Here is an 18,602-nt window from a genome sequence, read left to right on the forward strand (position 1 = left end):
TGGGGACTTGCGGCCGATCAACCGGATTGGTTACGGAGACGGGAAACATATCTGTCAGCGTGGTGTGTTCTGGCCGATGGCGTTCGAGGCGACGGTCCCCGAATGCCAGGCGATCGGGGAGATCCCCAAGGACGTGTTCGGTGGCTTCTACCGGAAACGGACCTGCCCAGCGGCCCCGCGCCAGGGCGTCGAGAGCGTGTTCACCACCGACGGGATGGTTCAGGTCGATGACCACCGGCATCGATGAGTTCGAACTGGGCGGCCGTCTAGGCGCCGGAGTGGTCGAGACCCAGAAGCCAGCGCGCCCAACGGCTACAAGCGCCGGCTGGGTTCGGGCGACTCCGAATGTGGCGAACGGGGTCGCGATCACCGGCTGCTGGCCCGCCGGTCGATCACTGACCCCGACGAGATGGCCTACTACATATGTTAAGGCCACGCCGAGACCGAACCCGCCGAGCTGGTCCGGGTGGCCGGTAGTCGCTGGGCGATCGAGGAGTGCTTTCAGACCACCAAGAACGAGACCGGGCTCGACCACTACCAGGTTCGCGGGTACCCGGCCTGGTACTTGCACATCACCTTGTCGATGGCCGCGGCCGCCTTCCTGACGATCCTGCGCCGCGGCGCTCAAAAACGGGATCTCCGGCTGGTAACCGAGATCTAATACCTCTGACAATCAACGAGATCCGGCGATTGTTCAACCGCGTCGCCTGTCCGGTCGAACACGCCCTCGTGCATGTCTGGCACTGGTCGAACTGGCGCCGCGCCAGCCAGGCCAGAGCGCGCGCCAGCCACTACAAACGTCGACATCGCAAACTGTCGTTGCAGTACTTTGTGGCGGTCATCGACTGTTTCTCCCGCAAGGTGGTCGGGTGGTCGATCGCCCGATCACATGCGCACTGACTTGATCGCAGCCGAGCTGGCGAACGCGGCCTCGACGACCCTGATCGAGCCGGGGGCGGTCTTTCACTCCGGTCGTGGCCGCCCAGTACACCTCTGGCGCATTTCGGCGGCTCGTGGCCGGATTGGGAATTCGATCCTCGATGGGGCGTACCGGGGGTGTGCTGGGACAACAGTATGGCCGAAAGTTTCTTCGCAGCGCTAAAGAACGAATGTGTCTACCGCACGTTCTATGCAACGAAACAGCGAGCGCGACAGGACATCGTCAGGTGCATCGTAGGGTTCACAACTCGCGGCGCCGGGATTCTGCGCTCGGCTACCGGTACCCGGACGACGTCCACTGCAGTTACCAGCGGCCGACGATCGCGGCCTGAATCAATCCCCTTCAATGTCCGAAATTCTCGCAGTAGACCAAACTACCAGTGACTACCACATTATAGTATGAATCTACATTAGAAAACTGGTGTCGGCATAAAACTTCCGCGTCCACTTGGCAGCCAACGGACCGGGCAGTGTCCCAGCATGGGTCTGGGGTGCGCATACCGTGGGTAGAAATGCCCTGCGGACCGTTGTTTGGCCCGGGTAGTGCGAATGACGGCGTAACAGTGCTTGGGTGTCACCGCTCTGTGTCCATGCACTAGTTGGTCCTGGCGATCCGCACGGCAATCCCCCTTGACCCTGCTAGATTTAATCTAGTATAAAATCTATGTGAGCGGATCGGTGCACGACGATCGCTCTCGCCGACCGCGACGCGGCACGGGGTGGCTGAACTGCTGCCGCCAGTAGGTCGCACCTACATGTTTGGTGAGGGAGTTATGGATATCAACGGCAAGTCCACTCTGGTGACGGGCGGAGCCTCCGGACTGGGGCTCGCAACAGCTCGCCGACTGATCGACCTGGGTGCGTCGGTTGTCATCGCTGATCTTCCGTCCTCGCAGGGAAAGGAAGTCGCGGCATCGCTCGGTGAACGCGCACGATTCGTTCCTGCCGATGTGACTGACATCGGCGAAGTCGAGAACGCCGTTGCGGAGGCATCGCTCGGATCACCGCTCCGAGTGCTCGTGCACACAGCCGGCCGTGGAGGCTCGGTCCGGCTTGTGAACAAGGACGGCTCGCGGGGTGACGGTGACTTGTTTGCCACTATCGTGCGCACCAACCTCCTCGGGACTTTCAACGTGTCAAGTGTTGCCGCCGCAAACATGGCCGGAAACGAGCTGATCGCCGGCGAGCGTGGCGTGATGGTGTGGACCGCGTCCATCGCTGCCTTCGAGGGGCAGATCGGACAAGCCGGATACGCCGCATCCAAGGCAGGTGTCGCAGGCCTGACGATCTGCGCAGCGCGCGACCTTGCTACAAAGAACATCAGAGTGTGCACGATCGCGCCGGGCCTAATGGATACCCCGATGCTTGCAGGATTGCGTGACGACGTGCGCCAGTCCCTTACAAGTGGGGTTCCCCACCCGGCGCGACTCGGTGAACCGGACGAGTACGCCAAGCTGGCGTGCTCGATCATCGACAACGGCTACCTGAACGGTGAGACCCTCCGGCTCGACGGCGCCAACCGCATGGCACCGCGATAACTGAGGCTGGACCACCACGGCCACGACTACCCCTTCACTGATCAGGAAAGTCGAGATGAAACGCAAGGTTTTCACGGACGAACACGACGCATTCCGGCGGATGGTACGAGGGTTCCTCGAAAAGAATGTCGTACCCAACTTCGAGAAGTGGGAAGAGCAGGGCGCTCCGCCGCGCGAATTCTACAACGAGGTCGGCGAGCTCGGCATTCTCGGAATCCAGATCCCGCAAGAATACGGAGGAAGCGGCGAGCAGACCTACAAGTACAGCGCCGTCCTCACCGAGGAGACCCTGCGCGCGAAGCTCGGCCTGGGGTCGCTGCGAGTTCACATGGACATCGTGCTGCCGTACCTGCTGAAGTACGCCACTGCGGAACAAAAGCAACGATGGCTTCCCGGCGCCGCCAGCGGCGACCTGATCTCCGCAATCGCAATGACCGAACCGGGGACCGGATCGGACCTCGCAGGCATCAGCAGTACCGCCACCCGCGATGGCGACACCTACGTGCTGAACGGGTCGAAAACCTTCATCACCGGTGGCGTCAACGCAGACTTGATGCTCGTCGTCGCACGGACGGCACCGGTCGACCTGGACAACCGGCGCGCGGGCCTGAGCATCCTCGTCGTAGAAACCTCGAGCCCCGGATTCGGTGTGGTCCGCACCCTGTCCAAGCTGGGGATGAAGGCGCAGGACACCGTCGAACTGTACTTCGACAACGTGCGGGTGCCGGCTGCGAACCTGTTGGGCGAAGAAGGTCGTGCGTTCGACTACCTCGGCCACAATCTCGCCCAGGAACGGCTGTCGATCGCAGTGGGATCACAGGCTGCCGCAGTCGCCGCCTTAAACGAAACCACCACCTACGTCAAGGACCGCAACGTCTTCGGCAGGCCGCTGTCGAGCATGCAGAACACGAAATTCATTCTCGCCGAATGCGCGACGGAGATAGAGGCGGGGCAGATGCTCGTCGACAGGGCGCTCGACGACCACGACCAAGGCGAACTGAGCGCCGTCGACGCGGCCAAGGTCAAACTCTTCTGCACAGAGTTACAGGGCAGAGTGGTCGACAAGTGCCTGCAACTGTTCGGCGGATACGGATACATGCTCGAATATCCCATCGCCCGTCTCTACGCCGACGCACGGGTGACCCGAATCTACGGCGGAACCAGCGAAATCATGAAAACGATCATCAGCAAGTCGCTGGGCTTATGAATCGCACTGCCACAGGAGGATCGCGATGACAGCAGTTGAGCCAAAGACGCATGCCCCAGTCGTGCTCACCGAAGTCACAGATGGCGCACTGGTGATTGCCATCAATCGGCCCAGCGCACGGAACGCGGTAGATCTGGAAGTCGCAGAGCGAATCGAGTCGGCGCTCGCGGAACTGGACCGGCGGGACGATCTGGTCGTCGGCATCATTACCGGAGCCGGCGGCACTTTCAGCGCAGGAATGGACCTCAAGGCGTTCGTACAAGGAATCCGCCCGGCCACACCCCAGGGCGGCTTCGCAGGTTTCGTCGAGAACCCACCACAGAAGCCCCTGATCGCCGCAGTCGAGGGCTATGCCCTGGCAGGCGGCTTCGAAATCACACTTGCCTGCGATCTGGTCGTGGCCTCATCGGCCGCTGTCTTCGGCCTGCCAGAAACCAAACGGGGTCTGGTTGCCGCCGCCGGGGGACTGCTCCGGTTGCCCAGGCTGATCCCCGAACGAGTCGCACTCGAGTACGCCTTGACCGGTGAGCACCTCACCGCCGACCGCGCTCTCGAACTCGGACTGATCAATCGGGTAACCGAACCGGGCGAGGCGCTGGCCGGGGCATTCGAGTTGGCCGGACGGATCGTGGCCAACGGTCCGCTCGCCGTGCGCGCCACCAAGCAAGTGGTCGCGCAGGCGCGTGACTGGTCCACCACCGAGCAGTTCGATCGCCAACGAGACATCACCGGTCCTGTCTTCGCGTCCTCCGACGCACAAGAAGGTGCCCGGGCGTTCGCGGAGAAGCGGACGCCGAAGTGGACCGGATCCTGAAGACCCACAAATCGATCGACCCCCCACGACGGCCAGAGGGTGCCGTCGCGACCGTAGTCAGAAGCCGAGAAAGGTAGTCCAATGAGAGACGCCGTCATTGTCGATGCAGTACGAAGCCCCGTAGGGAAGCGCAACGGCGCCTTGGCCGGCGTCCACCCGGTTGACCTGTCCGCCATGGTGCTCGAGGCACTCGCGGCCCGCAACGACCTCGATCCCACCCTGGTCGAGGACGTGATCTGGGGCTGCGTGTCGCAGGTAGGTGAACAGAGTGGAAACCTGGGCCGCTTCGCCGTGCTCGGAGCCGGCTGGCCGGAGGACATCCCCGCGGTGACCATCGACCGTCAGTGTGGTTCGTCGCAGCAGGCAGTCCACTTCGCCGCCGCGGGTGTCATGTCGGGTCAGTACGACATCGCGGTCGCCGGCGGTGTCGAGCTGATGAGTCGCGTGCCGATGGGTTCACCGCGGCGGGCAGGGTTCGGGGAACCGTACGGACCCAAAGCTCTTGCTCGCTACGACGGAATCGAGTTCAACCAGGGAGTGAGCGCGGAGACCATCGCCCGCCGCTGGGGTTTCAGCCGCACCGATCTCGACCAGCATGCACTCGAGTCGCACGCCAAGACCGCCGAGGCGATCGATGCAGGCCGTTTCAAGAACGAAATCGCTCCCATCGAGGTGACGGGTGAGGACGGAACGTCATCGGTCGTCGACACCGATGAGGGTGTGCGGCGCGGCGGCTCGCTCGAGTCGTTGGCCAAGCTCAAGCCGGCATTCTCCGAGGACGGAGTCATCACGGCCGCGAACTCCTCGCAGATCTCCGACGGCGCTTCCGCACTGCTCATCACGACCAGCGAACGTGCACGTCAGCTGGGATGGAAGCCGCTCGCACGACTGCACAGCTTCGCGCTGGCCGGTGTCGACCCAGTGCTCATGCTGACCGGTCCGATTCCGGCGACGGAGAAGGTCCTCGGTAAGGCCGGGCTGGGCATCGCCGACATCGGTGCATTCGAGGTCAACGAGGCGTTCGCGAGCGTATCGATGGCCTGGCTGGCCGAGACCGGTGCCGACCCGACCCGTCTGAACCCGAATGGTGGCGCCATCGCCCTGGGCCATCCGCTCGGCGCCTCTGGTGGCCGCTTGATGACCACGCTCGTCCACCACATGAAGGCGAACGGAATCCGATACGGGCTCCAAACGATGTGCGAGGGTGGCGGCATGGCCAACGCCACGATCCTCGAACTCCTCAACCACTGAACAAGCCGGAAAAGGACCACAGACCGTGCCCGACATCCTCTACGAGGTCTCCGACAACGTCGCATTCGTGACACTCAATCGCCCCGAGAACCTCAACGCAGTGACCACCGCCATGTGCGACGCACTCATCGACGCCTTCGACGCTGCCGACGCCGACGACTCGGTGCGCGCCGTCGTGGTGACAGGATCCGGGCGCGCGTTCTGCGCTGGGGCGGACCTCTCCTCCGGGGGGGACTCGTTCAACCGGACAAACGGCGAATCAGGTCCGCCCCGTGATACCGGTGGGCGAGTAACCCTGCGCATTTTCCGCTCCCTCAAGCCCGTCATCGCTGCGATCAACGGGCCGGCCGTGGGATTCGGTGCGTCACTGACTCTTCCAATGGACATCCGGGTCGCCGCGGACTCGGCGAAGATTGGGTTCCCGTTCACAGCTCGTGGCATCGTTCCTGACGGCGCGGCAAGCTGGTTCCTCCCGCGCGTCGTCGGACCGAACCGTGCCCTGGACTGGGCGATGACCGGGCGAGTGTTCCGGGCCAAGGAAGCTCTTGAAGCCGGGCTGGTGCGCAGCCTCCATCCCGCCGAAGAAGTCCTCGCCGTCGCCACCGAGATTGCGCAGGAAATCGCACGAAGCGCCGCCCCGGTATCCGTCGCGCTGACGCGCCAACTGCTGTGGCAGATGATGGGCGCCGACCACCCGATGGTCGCGCATGAGATCGAGTCCGCGGCGATCGCGTACACCGGATCGGGCCCGGACGCCGCAGAGGGAGTCAAGGCGTTCCTGGACAAGCGTACCCCGGTGTGGACCCTCAACCCGGGCTCCGACCTTCCGGAATGGTTCCCCTGGCGTCCCGAACCCGCCTACGAAGGCATTGAGCGTATACCTCCCAGCACGACTCGATACAGATAAGAACTCGAGTCATCGACCAAGACGGCTTCGTCCAGATAGTCACGGCAGTAATCGTATTCATACGCAAGCAGAGGACTTCGCCGCGACGAGGCCGACGCTATCGCCGAGTACATCCATTGCGGTGCCTCTGTTCGGGTGTGCCCTTCCCGAGGAGTACGGCGGGCATGGGTTGAAAATGCGAGAAGACGTACAGCTCGCAGTGGAATTCGGCCACTTAGTCCTCCGGTCTCTGTTCGGGACGAAACCACGGCATCGCGGACCGGAGGTGTAAAGGCCCTCGGGCAGATGCGGAACGCCCCCCGACCGAGCGGTTCCATCGCGATCCCCATATGTAACGCATCTACGAAGCAACCATGAAGTGCAGAAGCTGATCATCGGCCGAGCATGCTATGAGAAGAGGGTTTGACGAATGTCTGAAATTGCATTGGCTCCGGAATTGCTTGTCACAGAGCCGGGCTTGGTAGCAGGAAAGGTGGCCGTCGTCACCGGAGCCGCTCAGGGAATCGGTTACGAGATCGCCGCGGCGTTGTCCAAGCACGGCGCGAAGGTCATCATCGCCGATCTCGACCAGGCCAAGGCCGAGATCGCCGCGGAATCGCTTGGTGGCGGGGATGTGGTGGCTCTTGCATGCAATGTGACCGACGAAGACGCGGTTTCACGGGTAGCCGACAGCGCTGTGTCACAGTTCGGATCACTCGACATCTGGGTCAACAATGCCGGTATCACCCGCGACAACCGGATGGCGAAAATGTCGCTCAGCGACTTCGAACTGGTCGTCAACGTCCACATGACCGGCACCTGGCTCGGTGTGAAGACCGCCGGCGCGATCATGCGCGAGCAGGGGCGCGGCTCGATCATCAATATGTCTTCCCTGTCGGGTAAGGGCGGTAACTTCGGCCAGACCAACTACAGCGCGGCAAAGGCCGGCATCGTGGGCATGACGAAAGCATCCGCGAAGGAACTCGCGAGCAGGGCTGTTCGTGTCAATGCGATCGCGCCCGGACTCATCCGCACACCCATGACCGCAGCGATGTCTGCCGAAGCGTTCGCGAACCTGGAATCGACGATTCCGATGAAGCGCGCGGGGGAACCGCATGAGGTCGCGGGTACGGCACTGTTCCTGGCCTCGGATCTGTCGAGCTTCATGACGGGTGCAGTCCTCGAGGTCGGCGGCGGACGGCTGATGTAGGAAGGTCGGAGCTCCAAATCTGTCATCAGGCGGTCGAACCTCGGACACCAGGCGCCTCGATCACATGCTTGTCAAGCGCTTCGGAACAGGCGACGACATCGCCGCAGGAGCGGTGTACCTCGCGTCGGACGAGTCGTCGTACGTCACCGGTCAAAATCTCGTCATCGACGGCGGATGGCAGACATCGGGGAGTGGGATGGCCGCGAACCGACGTCCGGAACGACATTACGAATCCGCCAGCGTAATTCGTCAGCAGCTGAAAATCGCGATAACCGGCACCTGGTCGGACGAGTCTCACACCATCCGCTCACGACCGACCGGGCAGCGGGTGCCTTTGGGAGAATGGAAGACATAATGTCCGCAGGGATCGGCACGCCGCTTCGGCAGGCACACTGGACTCGAGACGAGAGCATCGATTTGCTCGACCACACCTCGGCCACCCTGCTGACAGCACAGGCAGGCCAGTTCGGGGACCGTCTGGCTCTGATCGGTAACGATCATCGCGGAGAGAATCAGCGCCTGACATATCACCAGATCCTCGAAAAGGCGCGGGCGATCGCCGCTGCTCTCCTCGAACACACCCGTCCTGGGGAACATGTCGCGCTGCTCGTGGCCAATGTCGTCGAATGGCCGCTCATCGAGTACGCGGCCGCGATGACCGGCCGGGTCCTGGTTGCCCTCAACCCGCAAGCGGGAATCGACGAGCTGCGATACACACTTGCAAACTCCGAAGCGACGATGCTTCTCTTCACGACGTCCTACCGTGACCGTGACTTAGGCGCCGTCATCGAGGCGATATTGCCCGATTGCCCACTTGTGCGAGCAGCTCACTCCCTGGATACCGTCGCCCGTTGGGCAACGGAATCGCTCGATCCCGCGTTCGAGTGGCCGTCCGTTGATCCCCACACTGCCGCCATGCTGCAATACACCTCGGGCACCACGGGGAAGCAAAAGGGCGTTCTCCTCGCACACCGGTCCATGGTCAACGTTGCACGCATCACGCTGCTGACCGCTGGCGTCGAACCCGGCTCGGTCATCCTCTCGCCTTTTCCGCAGTTTCACACCGCCGGATGCGTAACCTCGACCCTCGGAGCGCTCGCGGTCGGCGGCACCCTCGTCATCGTGGACCGCTGGAATCCGACGGAGGTACTGGCGACCGTCGAACGTGAGAGGGTCTCGACGATTCTCTTGGTACCCGCGATGTTGCATGGTCTCCTGCAGACGGCGGAGGCGGGTCATAGTGCACCCCAAACCATTCCCACCATCCTGGTCGGCGCCGCAAGCGTACCCTCCTCGATGATCGAGAAGGCTAGGGAATTGTTCGGTGGCACGGTGCTCAACGTCTATGGTCAAACGGAGCTATCGGCCCCATTGACCGCGACGCGACGCGACGACAGCGCGAGGGGCATCACCACAACAGTCGGCCGCCCGCTTCCGCAGGTCGAATGCCGCATCGCCGATCCGGTCACGGGGCATACGCAAGAGGTCGACGTCCCCGGAGAAATATGCGCGCGTGGTTACCAGCAGATGCTGGGGTACTTTCGAGACCCTGAGGCCACTGCCCGCACCGTAGACCTCGACGGATGGCTCCACACCGGCGACCTCGGATCGATGGATGAGCGTGGGATGATCACGCTCACCGGCCGGCTCAAAGAGTTGATCATCCGGGGAGGGGAGAACATCTCTCCGAACGAAGTGTCCGACTGCTTGAGCGGTCACCCCGCTGTCGCTCAGGTGGTCGTTGTCGGAATACCTGATCAGCGGCTCGGTGAGATCGTCGCAGGAGTGGTGGTGTGCAACGCGGCCACCGACCATCACGCACTTCGAGAGGATCTGGAACGGCACTGTGCGACGCATCTGGCGGAGTACAAGGTGCCACAGCGGTGGTACTTCACCGACACGCTGCCCACCACTGCTTCGGGCAAGGTTCGCGCCCTCGAAGTTCGCCAGATGATCTCCGACGGAACCCTGCGTTGCGAGACGGCCGCAGAAGCCTCTCTGGCTGATCGTCACCCACCGTCCCACCGTCGATAACGACTCGAGAGGTAGCGACATGTTTCCCGGTGTGCATGCTGTGACATCGCCTGACCGGCCAGCTGTAGTCATGAGCGAGTCGGGACGCACTCTGACCTATCGAGAACTCAACGAGAACTCGGCGAGGTTCGCGCGGGTTCTCCACGACCTGGGGCTTCGTAAGGGCGACGCGTTCGCTTTTGTGTCGGACAACGCGCCGGAGTGCTTCGAATTATATTGGGCTGCCCTGCGCTCCGGTCTGTACGTGACACCGGTCGATCGCAATCTCTCACCCGTCGACGCTGCCTTCATCATTCACGACAGTGATTCGAAGGTTCTCGTCGTTTCGGCGGGTGTCCGGGCACTTGCCGAAGCGTTGGTTCCGCTCACCCTGCAGATCGCGGACCGCTTCTGTTTCGGCGGTCAGATCGAGGGGTATCGGTCCTACGAGGACATGCGTGCGAACATAGGTGTGCCGCTTGTCCAGTGTCCCCGCGGCTCCGACCTGCTCTACTCCTCTGGAACTACGGGCCGCCCAATGGGGATGAAATCGCCGCTGCTGCAGATCGAGGTCGATCAGCCGGGTGATCCCACCACGAGCGCCATCGGCTCTGCATATGAATTGACCTTTTCAGATGTGTATCTCTCGCCGGCCCCGATCTATCACGCTGCACCTCTTCGTTGGTGCGGTGCTGTTCACGCGTATGGGGGCACCGTGGTAGTGATGGAGAAATTCGACGCGGAGGAGGCTTTGCGGGTCATCGAGCAGCATTTCGTTACCGTCGCCCAGATGGTGCCGACTATGTTCGTGCGTATGCTGCAGCTGCCCGAAGCCGTTCGCGCGAAATACGACCTATCCAGTCTGCGCAGTGTCGTGCACGCTGCAGCACCATGTCCTCCCTCCGTCAAGAAGTCCATGATCGACTGGGTAGGAATGATTTTGAACGAGTACTACTCGCCCACCGAGGGAAACGGATTTACCACCATCTCGTCGGACGAATGGCTCACGAAACCCTGTTCGGTAGGTCGCAGTGTGCTCGGAACACTGCATATCTGTGACGACGAGGGGACAGAGCTACCCGCCGGCGAGGTTGGCACCGTCTATTTCGAACGTGAAGACCAGCCGTTCGAGTATCACAAGGACCCGGAGAAAACTGCTGCTGCTCGACATCCCGACCATCCCACCTGGACCGCAGTGGGTGACCACGGATTTCTTGATGCGGATGGCTATTTGTTCCTGGCCGATCGCACAGCAACATGACCACCTTCAGCAGAGTCGACCGCTGCCCGGAGGAGGTCGAAGACGTCTTGATGATGCACCCGGCAATCTACGACGTTGTTGTGATCAGCGTCGACGATCTGAAGCGGGGACAGCAGTTCAAAGCAGTCGTGAGGGTCAAGCCGGAAGTCCGCGAATGTTCCGACCTAGCTGCCGATATCATCGACTACGCCCGCGACCGAGTTGCGCACGAGAAGGCACCTCAGAGGGTTGACTTCGTCAACGACATACCACGCACTGCGGCCGGAGAGTTTGATAGGCGTGAACTCGAGCTGAGTTAGACCGAACAGTCCGTTCGGGTAACGCTTGACTTCGCTAGCCCGCCCCGGACAGCGACGTCCGCCGCAGGATTCGACTGCTCGACGTGCGGGAAGTGATTGATGGGACGGTAGAGCCCAAGAAGGCAATGTGTTCTGCTCATAGGCGCGGATCCGGCGCCCGGTACGCCAAAGCATGACTTAATCTATATTAAGACAGGTCGATGAACGGGTTCGTCAAGTCAGTCGACAATCCGGCGGGGGCTACGACGGCCCGCGAACGAGCAGAAGTGACGGGCGCTGGGAGCACGATTGACAGAAGGCCGGTTCCGCCAAGAATATCGCCGCTGTATGTACCCACATCCCGAGATCTGCTGGCGAAGAATGCCGCACGGCCTCACCGCCCGCAGACATGGTGGCGGCCACGGAATGGCACCTGTCATCGAATGCGCCTAGATCAGACAACACGCGCGAGGAGGCTTCTCCTTGCCGACGAGAGGAACGGCGTGTCGCACGAGATCGTCAAGTTCGAGGTGAATGACGGCATTGCGTTAGTCGGCGACTTGTGGCTTCCTGACCATGTGGTGCCACCTCGCGGCTCGATAGTCATGCTTCACGGCGGCGGACAGACTCGCCATTCCTGGAGGGTCAGCAGCGCGCTGTTCGCTCGGGCGGGCTGGAAAGTCCTCGCATACGACGCTCGTGGTCACGGCGACAGTGACTGGGATCCGACCGGAGACTACCGGTTCGATGCGATGGTGAGCGACCTCAGTCGCGCATGTGCGCTCGTAGGCGGAGACCCGGTCGTGGTGGGCGCATCAATGGGCGGCATCGTGGCCATGCTGACAGCAGGTGAGGCTCCGGGATTCGCGCGGGCACTCGTTCTCGTCGATATCACGCCGCGAGTGGAAGAGTCAGGCGCGGCGCGCATTCGTGACTTCATGGAGGCCTCGCCTGATGGCTTCGCCGACCTGCAAGAAGTCTCCGACGCGATCCATGGCTACAACCCGCATCGTCCTCGACCCGCATCACTGGATGGGCTCAGGAAGAATGTCCGTCTGCATGCGAACGACCGTTGGTACTGGCACTGGGATCCTCAGTTTCTCACCCAGTCCGACGAAGGAATGAGCGTTGCTCACGTCGAGCGCCTTGCACAGGCGGCGGGAGCAATCACCGTCCCGACCCTGCTGGTCCGCGGGAAGCACTCAGACGTCGTCAGCGAAGCAGGCGTGCAGGAGATGAAGGCGCTCATCCCTCAGGCCCAGGTCGAGTCGGCAGACGCCGGCCACATGATCGCGGGTGACGACAACGATGTCTTCGCCACCCATGTGGTCGAATTCCTCGATAACCTCGGCTGAGGCTCGTCTGGCGGGGGGATCCGCACCACGTCGGCTCGGGTCTCGTCGTGAGTGTCACCTCGGCCCGCATCCCGGATCCGCTTCTTCGTCATCGGTCCAAGCCTTCGTTGGTCGCCTTTGGCGAGTAGCCGCGCGCCCAACCCCGCCTCCCGAGTCCCTATCGAGTGCTAGCGGGTCTGGCCATGCGGCAGACTCGTGACCGGTAGCGGCGGGTAGGTGAGTGCTCTTCCTGTTGGACTTGGAGTCCTGGAAAATGATCGTGCCCTGCCGGTCCGCCGGGCAGAACGGAATCGCTGATGGAATGTCAGTGTCACTGAAGCACTGCCACATAGATTGCTGACAGTTCTTCCGCACGCTGACGGCAGGGAGTGGCGAACATGACGCAGCGAGACGCGCCGCTGATGTTGCTGTTTGTAGGAGACGTTTGAACTCAGGATCATCATGATCTCGAGCTGATGGGCCCGGCCGGACGGAGGCTGAGCAAGGCCGGCTTCCGGAAGGAGTGGACGGGATCGCGCGGTTGCATGCGCTGATCGGGAAACAGCTCGCCGAAGTGGTGATCGGGATCTGGACCGCTGGCCGCGGCGGACGGGACGTGCCCACCACTTCGGTATTTTCGATTTCACGCGAGCGTCGGCAACGCCGAGACGGGCGACCGATACAGCAGCGGTCGGTGGGACTTGCCGAACTTTGAGTCGGCACGTCGACCTGCACGCAGCGACCCGTGGTGGTCAATCCGCATCCGGGGCACCCCGCAGAAGGTCGACGCGAGGGCGTCTGCCGCGTCGCAACTACGATCGCGAAAGACTCAGGACGCGAAAGACTCAGGAATGGCGTCACCATCGCGCGGGAGTCTTCACGGCTTCTTCTCGAACACTATGCGACGCACCGTCATTCTTCGACACGTTTCGGAATCGATGAGGGGTTCGAGGCCGTGACGCGCCTCCGTTCTTCATGTAGTATACAGTTTTGAATCAAGTTTCAAAAGCATGCGCTCGTGTCGAGCGTATGAGGACGGGAGAATGCTGTGGATTTCACCCTCAGTGCGCAACAGCTGGAACTGCAGGAGCGTGCGAAGGCCGCTGGAGCCGCCCTTCGTGGCAGGTCGGCGGAATGGGATCGGTCGAACAAGGTGCCGTACTCCGAGGTCGTGGAGCATGTCAGGGCGCACGGGCTCCTTGGCCTGACGATGCCTACCGAGTACGGCGGCCAGGGACTGACCGCGATGGACTATCTGATCACCGTCGAGGCGATGTTCAGGAACTCGCAGTTCTGGGCGATCGGCGAGCCGCTGTTCGCCACAGCCGGACCGGGACCGTGCATGGTGATGATGGCCGAGTCGCAGACGACCCGGGACAAGTTTCTTCCGGACCTCGTCACCGGAGCAAGGCAGTGCGCCATTGCGCTCACCGAGCCGGATTTTGGGTCGGACTTGACCTCCCTCGTCACCACTGCAGAGCGAAGAGGCGACGATTGGGTCCTCAACGGCAAGAAAAACTTTGTGACCGGAGCAACGGTAAACCAGCTCTATGCCGTGTTCGTTCGGTTCGATGACATTCCGGGGCACCGAGGAATCGGCGCGGTCATCGTCGAAGAAGGCATGCCTGGTGTGACGATCGAGGCTGGCCCCGAATTCCTTGGGTGCCGAGGTATCCCTCACGGGGACCTGACGCTGGAGAACGTCGTGATTCCTGTCGAGAACATCATTCGGGGGCCGGGCAGCTTCGGTGACCTGATGACTGCCTTCAACATGGAGCGATTGCACAACTGTGCGTTCAACCTCGGCATGGCTGGCGCCGCATACGACGAAGCGGAGAGGTTCGTCCGCGAACGAGTCGCCTTTGGACGGCCATTGGCCGAGTTCCAGGCCGTCTACCACGCCCTGGTCGACATGTGGACGGACCTCGAGGCGCTGCGGCTGATGGCGCGAAATGCCGCGGCCTCGGCAATCGACGGTAACTACCCGCGGGCGTTGGAGACAACGGCCGCCAAGCTCTACGGCGCGCGAGTGGCCTCGCAGATCACGCTGAAGGCGCTGGAGCTCCATGGCGGCTACGGGGCGACCACGAATTACGCCATCGAGCGCATCCATCGAGACGTCGTGGCAACAATTGTGGCCGGCGGCAGCCCGCCAGTGTTGAGGAACGCGATCGCCGCGTTGATCCTTCCTGGCGTCAGCGTGTCACAGCGTTCTGCGGGCGCCCCCCAGATGGCTCCGGTCTCATGAGCAGCGCGATCTACGAGGACGTGCACGAGCAGTACCGCGACACGGTAAGGACTTTCATCAAACGGGAGGTCACGCCTCACTACGCCCGTTGGGAGGAGGAGGGTGGAATCGACCTGTCAGCCTTCACCGCCGCGATCAACGCTGGAATCTACGGACTGGGGATCCCGGAGAAGTTCGGGGGACCGGGCGAGACCGATGTGCGCTTCCGGATGGTGGTCAGCGAGGAGATGGCGCTGGCGAGAGCGACCACCTTCTCGATCGGCCTGGCGAACCAGGACGACATGGTTCTGGTCTACCTGCTGGACCTCGGTACGGACGAGCAGCTCGATCGCTGGATGCCTGGTCTTGCGGCGGGCGAGATTGTCGGAGCCGTCGCTATGACCGAACCGGAAGCGGGCAGCGATTTGCGGGGGATGTCAACGATGGCGCGCCGAGACGGTGACGAGTGGGTCTTATCAGGTCGCAAAACATTTATTACGAACGGCACGATTGCCGGAATCGTCATCGTTGCGGCGCGCACGGTGAAAGACGATGGTTCTCTGGGCTTCAGCTTGTTCGTGGTCGAGGACGGCATGCCTGGATTCGAGCGCGGGCGGCCATTGCAGAAGGTGGGTCTGCACTCRCAGGACACCGGCGAGCTCTTTTTCAACGATGTGCGTCTACCACTGGGGAACCTGCTCGGCACGTACGGGACCGGGTTGTCACAGCTCAAGAGGCACCTCCCACGCGAGAGGCTGAGCACGACACTTGGCGCGGTTGCGGATGCTCGCGCCATCTTCGACCTGACCGCTGCGTACTGTTTCGAGCGAAAGGCATTCGGTCAGCCGATCGGTGAGTTCCAGAACACACGGTTCGCGCTGGCCGAAATGGCGACCGAACTGGACATCGCGGAAACCTATGTCGACAGCCTCGCCGTCCGCCAGAACGCTGGGACCCTGACGGCCACGGATGCGGCGAAGGGTAAGTGGTGGACCACTGAGCTCCAGAAACGGATCGTTGACCGATGCGTCCAGCTGCATGGCGGCTATGGGTACATGATCGAGTATCCCGTTGCCCGTGCCTTCATCGACTCGCGCGTGCAGACGATTTACGGCGGTACGACCGAGATCATGAAAGAGATCATCGGGCGTGACATCGCCTCGTCATTCAGCGTGCACAATCCCTAGGTGCCACCGTCCTGACAACGGAGGTGCTTTATGGCGACGTTGACATCCGGCTCACTGCTGGTTGACCAGACGGACGGCAGCTGTCGTATCACCTTCAACCGCCAGGATATCCTAAACGCGCAGAATCCCGACATGCTCGAGTCGCTGGGCGCGGACGAGCGAGTCGCGGCGGGTTCTCGGGGAGCGGATGGCACGACTCGCGGTGGGCGGATCAGCGGTCAAGGGGCGTTAGTCGTTCGCTCCTGATTCGAAGCCGGCCGCCAACCTTGCCCGTCTCTGTAAGCATGAGCCGTTCCGCGAGGACTTCGCGGATAGGCGGGCTGCGATTTGAGGCGCCACCCCGACGGGTGCTGCCCCGGCAGGTCTTCGGAGTGCAATACGTGCATTCGAGCGGTACCCGATGCTTGGTCTGACTATCCGCCGTCTGGCATGAGGTTATGTGAGAAGTGAAAGCAGCCAGCTCGGGTCCGATGCCTCGCCGTTCAAGAGGAAGGGCTCCTCCTACTCCTCGTTGATCCGATTGCACGGGGGCCGGAGACTCGAATTTAAATGGCAAAGCCGATGACGGACCTCAAAGCCTCTTCTCCAGCGGCCCATCGCTGAGAGGAATCCGCCGGCATGGCGCTCCTGCAGCCACCTGACGATCAGATATGGCGGGCTGTGCCGACCGTAGCCCGCCGACTCCGGTGTCTTGGACCGTCTTGGCAGCATCCAGAGGCTGAAGTACTCGCCCCTCACCGCCGACAGAGCCGTTCGGCGAGGCGCGATCGATGATGGCGCTGAATTGCTCGCTAACGACTAGCTTGCGGTGGCCACCCTAAAAGCGCGAAATGCCCTGAGCGGCCGATATGTCGGAGGTCATGCTGCGCTCATTCTGAACTCGTCGTGTTGACACGTGATCCTAGCCAAGAGCATAATTAAATCAAGATTCAAAAAAGTAGATTCAAGACTGAGGAGCGATGAGCATGCAGCAAAGGGGAGTGTTCTGGCCCATGGCCTTCGAGGCCACGGTTCCGGAATGTCGAGTCATTGAGGGTCAGATCCCCAAGGACATCTACGGTGGGCTGTACCATAACGGCCCGACCGTTCGACGCCCTGCGCGTCAGGGGGTCGAGAGTGTCTTTACCACTGATGGCATGGTTCAGGGCTTGGTTCTCGAGAACGGAAAGGCGTCCTTCCGCAACCGGTGGGTAAGGACGCCCAAGTTCCTGGCCGAGGAGAAGGCCGGAGAAGCCCTCTTCGAGTGGGAGGACTGCGCGATCAGCCAAGACTGGCGTGCGATGGGTCTCGGTGACATCATCCGCAATGAGCAGACGCGTCTGCTTTCTCACAACACGGCGCTGGTGAATGCTTTCCCCTTCGCTGGCGACATCTTCGCGGTTGGTGAGCAGGCCGGGGCTCCGCTTCGCATCGATCCAATAACGCTCGAGACCAAGGGTTTCCCCTCCTGGGGCAAGGACCTCTCACGGGGTATCCGTGAGCCCATCGACGAGAATGACGGCAATATGGCGCCGCACCCGAAGTGGGATGCGGACACGGGGATGCTGTATGCGTGGGGTTACAGCGACGTGCGCCCGTTCGTCACCCTTCACTGGATCAAGCCCAACGGCGATGTCCAGTCGCGTCCTATCCTCGATGCCCCGTACAACACCGTCGCCCACGACGCGTGGTTGTCCGAGAACTACTTCATTCTGCCGTTCCAACCGTTCACGCTCTCGAGCGAAAAGGCGAATAAGGGCCTTGGTGGGTACGGATGGGAAGTCGCCAAGCCGATCATGCTGGCGCTGATCAACCGCTTCGACATCAACTCGGAGATCATCTGGATCACTGCCGACTTGCCGCCGCAGTACATGATGCACATGCTGTCGGCTAACGAGATCGGTGACACGATCCAGCTCGACGCACCGTTGTTCGGGCGTCCGCCGTTCCAAACCGACGAGATGTCAGCACCAGGTGACCCTTTCATTCCGTTCTTCCAGGTTGCGCCGAGTGTGCTTGGCAGATGGACGATCAACCTCAAGACACGAACAGTCACGAGTGAGGTGCTCGACGATGTCATGTGCGAGCTCCCGAAGATCGATGAACGGCACTTCGGCCGACCCTACGACTGGGGTGTTCTCGTGGGAGGCTCGCCCAGCGATAGCAGGCCAGGCGCGATGCGGATGGACACGCTAATTCGACGCAACATGCGCAGTGGGTCGGACAAGCGAGTGAAGTTGACCGCAAATCGCCACGAGTCCCCGTTCGAGCCGGCGTTTGTCCCTCGGACTGTAGACGCCCCCGAAGGCGATGGTTACCTCATCGTTCCTGTGTCCAAGTTCAAGGAGCACCTCGGCGAGTTCCAGATCTTTGATACGGATGACATCAGCACTGGGCCGATCTGTCGCATCGAGCTCCCGTTCCACATGGGATGGACTCCTCACGGGCACTGGATGGACTTTCGCAGTGTTCCGTCAC

Annotated in this window: 13 protein-coding genes and 3 pseudogenes; all 16 read left to right on the plus strand. The window is 61.9% G+C overall.

Annotated elements, in window-relative coordinates; translation table 11 throughout:
- The first annotated feature begins 76 nt into the window (after positions 1-76).
- A complete protein-coding gene (locus AC1D1G_RS17935; RefSeq protein WP_206016897.1) occupies positions 77-247 on the plus strand; it encodes a hypothetical protein in 171 nt (56 codons plus the stop codon).
- Positions 248-352: 105 nt separating this feature from the next.
- A pseudogene (locus AC1D1G_RS17940) lies at positions 353-661 on the plus strand (IS701 family transposase); the annotation flags it as partial.
- Between the two features lie 164 nt (positions 662-825).
- Positions 826-1,271: pseudogene (locus AC1D1G_RS17945) on the plus strand (DDE-type integrase/transposase/recombinase); the annotation flags it as partial.
- A 441-nt stretch (positions 1,272-1,712) separates the two neighbouring features.
- Positions 1,713-2,477 (plus strand): SDR family NAD(P)-dependent oxidoreductase, encoded by a 765-nt coding sequence (locus AC1D1G_RS17950; RefSeq protein WP_164065114.1) that lies wholly within the window; start codon positions 1,713-1,715, stop codon positions 2,475-2,477.
- A gap of 55 nt (positions 2,478-2,532) precedes the next feature.
- The gene (locus AC1D1G_RS17955) at positions 2,533-3,684 is read left to right on the plus strand and encodes an acyl-CoA dehydrogenase family protein (protein ID WP_105417938.1); all 1,152 of its coding nucleotides are present in this window, start codon (positions 2,533-2,535) and stop codon (positions 3,682-3,684) included.
- 25 nt (positions 3,685-3,709) lie between these two features.
- Complete coding sequence (locus AC1D1G_RS17960) at positions 3,710-4,498, plus strand: crotonase/enoyl-CoA hydratase family protein (RefSeq protein WP_206016898.1); 789 nt, start codon at positions 3,710-3,712, stop codon at positions 4,496-4,498.
- An 81-nt stretch (positions 4,499-4,579) separates the two neighbouring features.
- Positions 4,580-5,749 (plus strand): thiolase family protein, encoded by a 1,170-nt coding sequence (locus AC1D1G_RS17965; protein WP_164065116.1) that lies wholly within the window; start codon positions 4,580-4,582, stop codon positions 5,747-5,749.
- 25 nt (positions 5,750-5,774) lie between these two features.
- Entirely contained in the window at positions 5,775-6,656 is an 882-nt protein-coding gene (locus AC1D1G_RS17970) for an enoyl-CoA hydratase-related protein (protein ID WP_283351053.1), read from the plus strand.
- Between the two features lie 409 nt (positions 6,657-7,065).
- Entirely contained in the window at positions 7,066-7,845 is a 780-nt protein-coding gene (gene fabG, locus AC1D1G_RS17975; protein ID WP_141471500.1) for a 3-oxoacyl-ACP reductase FabG, read from the plus strand.
- Positions 7,846-7,909: 64 nt separating this feature from the next.
- The gene (locus AC1D1G_RS17980) at positions 7,910-8,200 is read left to right on the plus strand and encodes an SDR family oxidoreductase (RefSeq protein WP_206016900.1); all 291 of its coding nucleotides are present in this window, start codon (positions 7,910-7,912) and stop codon (positions 8,198-8,200) included.
- Positions 8,200-9,879: a class I adenylate-forming enzyme family protein gene (locus AC1D1G_RS17985; protein ID WP_206016901.1), complete on the plus strand. Its 1,680-nt coding sequence runs from the start codon at positions 8,200-8,202 to the stop codon at positions 9,877-9,879. The genes AC1D1G_RS17980 and AC1D1G_RS17985 overlap by 1 nt, the downstream gene beginning before the upstream one ends.
- 19 nt (positions 9,880-9,898) lie before the next feature.
- A pseudogene (locus AC1D1G_RS17990) lies at positions 9,899-11,418 on the plus strand (AMP-binding protein).
- Positions 11,419-11,900: 482 nt separating this feature from the next.
- On the plus strand, positions 11,901-12,752 hold the full coding sequence (locus AC1D1G_RS17995; protein ID WP_241031839.1) for an alpha/beta fold hydrolase: 852 nt from the start codon (positions 11,901-11,903) through the stop codon (positions 12,750-12,752).
- A 1,027-nt stretch (positions 12,753-13,779) separates the two neighbouring features.
- Complete coding sequence (locus tag AC1D1G_RS18000; protein ID WP_105417946.1) at positions 13,780-14,979, plus strand: acyl-CoA dehydrogenase family protein; 1,200 nt, start codon at positions 13,780-13,782, stop codon at positions 14,977-14,979.
- On the plus strand, positions 14,976-16,145 hold the full coding sequence (locus AC1D1G_RS18005; protein WP_477953064.1) for an acyl-CoA dehydrogenase family protein: 1,170 nt from the start codon (positions 14,976-14,978) through the stop codon (positions 16,143-16,145). Before AC1D1G_RS18000 ends, AC1D1G_RS18005 begins: the two co-directional genes overlap by 4 nt.
- Before the next feature lie 959 nt (positions 16,146-17,104).
- A partial coding sequence (locus tag AC1D1G_RS18010; RefSeq protein ID WP_477953065.1) for a carotenoid oxygenase family protein occupies positions 17,105-18,602 on the plus strand: 1,498 nt, incomplete at its 3' end.

The sequence above is a fragment of the Rhodococcus sp. P3_B8 genome (assembly GCF_056402775.1).

Excerpts from the sequence above, each read along its gene's own strand:
- AC1D1G_RS17935 (WP_206016897.1), top strand. The coding sequence starts at position 77 with ATGGCGTTCGAGGCGACGGTCCCCGAATGCCAGGCGATCGGGGAGATC.
- AC1D1G_RS17950 (WP_164065114.1), top strand. The coding sequence starts at position 1,713 with ATGGATATCAACGGCAAGTCCACTCTGGTGACGGGCGGAGCCTCCGGA.
- AC1D1G_RS17955 (WP_105417938.1), top strand. The coding sequence starts at position 2,533 with ATGAAACGCAAGGTTTTCACGGACGAACACGACGCATTCCGGCGGATG.
- AC1D1G_RS17960 (WP_206016898.1), top strand. The coding sequence starts at position 3,710 with ATGACAGCAGTTGAGCCAAAGACGCATGCCCCAGTCGTGCTCACCGAA.
- AC1D1G_RS17965 (WP_164065116.1), top strand. The coding sequence starts at position 4,580 with ATGAGAGACGCCGTCATTGTCGATGCAGTACGAAGCCCCGTAGGGAAG.
- fabG (WP_141471500.1), top strand. The coding sequence starts at position 7,066 with ATGTCTGAAATTGCATTGGCTCCGGAATTGCTTGTCACAGAGCCGGGC.
- AC1D1G_RS17980 (WP_206016900.1), top strand. The coding sequence starts at position 7,910 with ATGCTTGTCAAGCGCTTCGGAACAGGCGACGACATCGCCGCAGGAGCG.
- AC1D1G_RS17985 (WP_206016901.1), top strand. The coding sequence starts at position 8,200 with ATGTCCGCAGGGATCGGCACGCCGCTTCGGCAGGCACACTGGACTCGA.